The following is a 2944-nucleotide window of genomic DNA, read 5'->3' as shown; positions in this document are numbered from 1 at the left end:
AATGGATGTTCACGACAGACAAGGCCCGCGCCAAAATGGGCCGCGCCTATCCTGACACTTCCAAAGAGTCATAATCACTGTGCAGAGACACTAGTAAGACTGCGCGCGGACACTTCAAGCTCCAAAGAGGCGGACGAGACGGCATTGATGTCCCTGCCGACAGCATCTTCGAACTCGCCCGCGAGTTGAACCAAGTCAGCTCTGCGTTGCTCGGCGGCCATTCGATCCTGTTCGGCCTTTGCACCGAGATCGGCCTGCGCCCACTCGCGTGCTTTCCGCTTGAACACTTCAACTGCGTTAACCATCTCGCCAAACTCATCCTTGCGGCCGAGTCCCGGCAGAACAACTTTAGAACCGCCCTTCGCCGAGTTGGCGCATTGCCGCAGTCATCGCAGCAACTGTCCTGGCTATCTGGCGACCGCACAGGAACGCGAGCAAGCCGACGAGGGTACTCGCAATCCCGATCGTCCAGGTGCTTCGCGGCGCAGGCGACCAAGCCTTTGCATCGGGGACGAATATCAACGAGTTCCGCGCCTTCGAGACGCCGCAGGATGCACTCGACTACGAGACCCGCATCGACCATGTGGTTGCCAAGCTCGAGCAGTGCCGGGTCCGGACAATCGCCGCGAGTTAGCCCGGCTGCTCGCCAGCAATGCGCCATTGTGGCTCAACCCGATTGATTGCACGCATGCAGAAGCGGTTGAGCCCCGAGGAGGGGAGGACTTCATTGCCATGTGTTATACGAGTGGGGATTTCGTGAGGGACTAGATGCATTTCTCAAAAAGCGCACTCCACAGCGGCCGATAGGATATGGCAATCTAAACCATTTAATCCCCGGCAAGCTTGTATCTGCCAGGTCCGCTCGCTGGCCTCAGGCCGTCGACCTCACAGATGTAACGGCGGGCCCGACCTGCACCTTGATGCTCGCCGACATGGGGGCCGACATGATCAAGATCGAGAAATGGCCGAAGGGCCATGACACGCATCCGGAGCGCCAGTCTATGGCGAACCTACAAGGGACCTGCTCACGGAATACGGGTCCGATGAGAGCGAGATTGAAGAGCTCGAAAGGAAAGGCGCGATTCGTCTCGGCATACGCCGAGCGGATCCGCGCGCCGCACTCAGTGCATGCCGCCGAGAACCAGCCCGAAGGAGCCATTCTGGTTACCTGTGGTTGTCTGGCCAATACGATTGCGGCAGGCGCGACCTCACTGCTACCGCGAGTTTCGTCGTAGAAGAACACAGGGCCGCGGCAGTTCTTTACGGCTGTCCGCCAGACCGAGAGCTGCCAGTTGAACGCTCGCATCGATCAACTTGAACAGCGCCCGCCATATGGGTTTTCGATTTGAGGGCGGCCCGCAACTCTCGCTCAACACGCTTTGCAAGTCGCGTCAGGTTGCGGCTCGGCGTTTGGCGCGTTGGACAATGCGACCAAGACGGCCAGCTGCGGCCTCAGCCCCTATGATGCGTTAACCGCGCTTATGTAGGTCGAATAGTGCCACCAAACGCGAGCCACCGTTATCGTCGTGAAAAGGCGAATTCGACCCTCGGCGGATCCTGCTGGCGAATGCGCCCCCCCGCGAGCCGTAAAGGGAGGCTCCCGCTTTGAAGTGGCGCCTCCGACTCATTGCGGCTCTGCGCGCCTGAGTGCCCAAATCCAACTAGAGGCGGTCAAATCACGATGAACGTACTAGGCCTTGACGGCGATTCGTCAAACCGCAGCCGAAGGAACTTGTTGCGATGCGCGTCCTTATCCCAGGGCTCGGCATAAGCATGCCGAAAGTCTCCGAAAGGGGCAGTTAAAGAGAAGGATTTAATCGTCTTGGTCCTCATGATTGCATTTATTGGGAGGGAACCACTGTTATCGTCACACTCAAGAGTTCGTGAAGGGCCGATGGGAGTAACCCCCGCAGACCAGGAGCAGGAGACGACCGCAATATGGCCAATCACGTACCCGGCGCTCTCGAGATATTTGACAGCGCGGCAGATGCAGCCATGCTGCAGGCCACGGATACACAGCCAATACATCACGGACCTAACACGGTACGGTCAAATCCACGGTTCTTCGTCAAGAACGCGATTTTGGCGGCTCTTTCTTTGCAAGATCTCGTTGCAGTGGGCGAATTCTTAGAGCCCGTTGTATTGAAGGAACGGATGTTTCTGCAGGATCCGAAACGGCCTCTTGAACACGTCTACTTCATAGAATCGGGTCTAGCCTCACTCAGGATTGTTGCTGCGGGAAGCATCCTTGAGATCGCTACTATAGGTCATCGCGGTGCTGTTGGTGCCTCGCGTCTATTGGGAGTGCATGTTTCGACGCATCAAACGACTGTCCTCATTCCGGGAAGCGCACACAGGATCTGCGTCGAGGACCTGCATCGCCTGATGAATAAGCGGTCCGAAATCCGAGAACAGCTGCTTCGATTCGGCGATGCGCTAAGCCTGCATTGCGCTCAGACAGCACTGTGCGGCGTTCGACATGACCGTGAAAAGCGCCTAGCATCCTGGCTCTGTTTGGCGAGCGATGCTGTCGATGCTCACGTGCTTCCAGTTACTCATGAATATCTCTCCTCCGTTTTAGGGCTGCGTCGTGCTGGAGTAACTGAGACGCTCATCCGCTTTGAAGAACAAAATCTCATCCGCAAAAACCGCGGCGTCCTGAAGATCTACGAACGGCGCGGCCTCGAACAAAAGGCATGCGGTTGTTACAAGCTCATATCGGGCGCTTATGCTTCAGCCGAGCCCGCCATTCCAACAATTGATCATTAAAGCGGGATGGGGGTTAGGTTGAATCGATTTGGGATTGAACGAAGCCGCTGGCGCGGCATGTAGGGAGGCATAGCAAGGATTCCTGTCTGAGAGGATTGCGGGTTTTCGAAGCCCAACCCTTCAGACAGGAGGTTTTCCGATGGCTGAGATCAGCCCACTTCGCCGCCGCATGATC

Annotated in this window: 3 protein-coding genes and 1 pseudogene; 3 read left to right on the top strand and 1 reads right to left on the bottom strand. The window is 57.1% G+C overall.

Translation table 11 applies throughout. The features are described from left to right. Positions 1 to 74 precede the first annotated feature (74 nt). The gene (locus YUU_RS0145680; protein ID WP_027528093.1) at positions 75 to 305 is read right to left on the bottom strand and encodes a hypothetical protein; all 231 of its coding nucleotides are present in this window, start codon (positions 303 to 305) and stop codon (positions 75 to 77) included. A 167-nt stretch (positions 306 to 472) separates the two neighbouring features. Between YUU_RS0145680 and YUU_RS58050 the strand changes: the two are divergent. From YUU_RS58050 to YUU_RS58045, 3 genes and pseudogenes are all read left to right on the top strand, one after another. Beyond that, positions 473 to 628 (top strand): annotated as a pseudogene (locus tag YUU_RS58050) (enoyl-CoA hydratase); the annotation flags it as partial. A 292-nt stretch (positions 629 to 920) separates the two neighbouring features. Then, the gene (locus YUU_RS62605; protein WP_305728047.1) at positions 921 to 1235 is read left to right on the top strand and encodes a hypothetical protein; all 315 of its coding nucleotides are present in this window, start codon (positions 921 to 923) and stop codon (positions 1233 to 1235) included. 703 nt (positions 1236 to 1938) lie between these two features. After that, complete coding sequence (locus YUU_RS58045) at positions 1939 to 2769, top strand: Crp/Fnr family transcriptional regulator (protein ID WP_084802011.1); 831 nt, start codon at positions 1939 to 1941, stop codon at positions 2767 to 2769. Positions 2770 to 2944: the final 175 nt, after the last annotated feature.

Origin of the sequence: Bradyrhizobium sp. Ec3.3, assembly GCF_000472925.1 — a bacterium.
Lineage (GTDB): Bacteria > Pseudomonadota > Alphaproteobacteria > Rhizobiales > Xanthobacteraceae > Bradyrhizobium.
This window is presented reverse-complemented; position numbering and strand designations above follow the sequence as displayed.

Bases quoted from the DNA above. Each gene is read 5' to 3' on its own strand.
- YUU_RS0145680 (WP_027528093.1), bottom strand. From the start codon at position 305: ATGGTTAACGCAGTTGAAGTGTTCAAGCGGAAAGCACGCGAGTGGGCG.
- YUU_RS62605 (WP_305728047.1), top strand. From the start codon at position 921: ATGCTCGCCGACATGGGGGCCGACATGATCAAGATCGAGAAATGGCCG.
- YUU_RS58045 (WP_084802011.1), top strand. From the start codon at position 1,939: ATGGCCAATCACGTACCCGGCGCTCTCGAGATATTTGACAGCGCGGCA.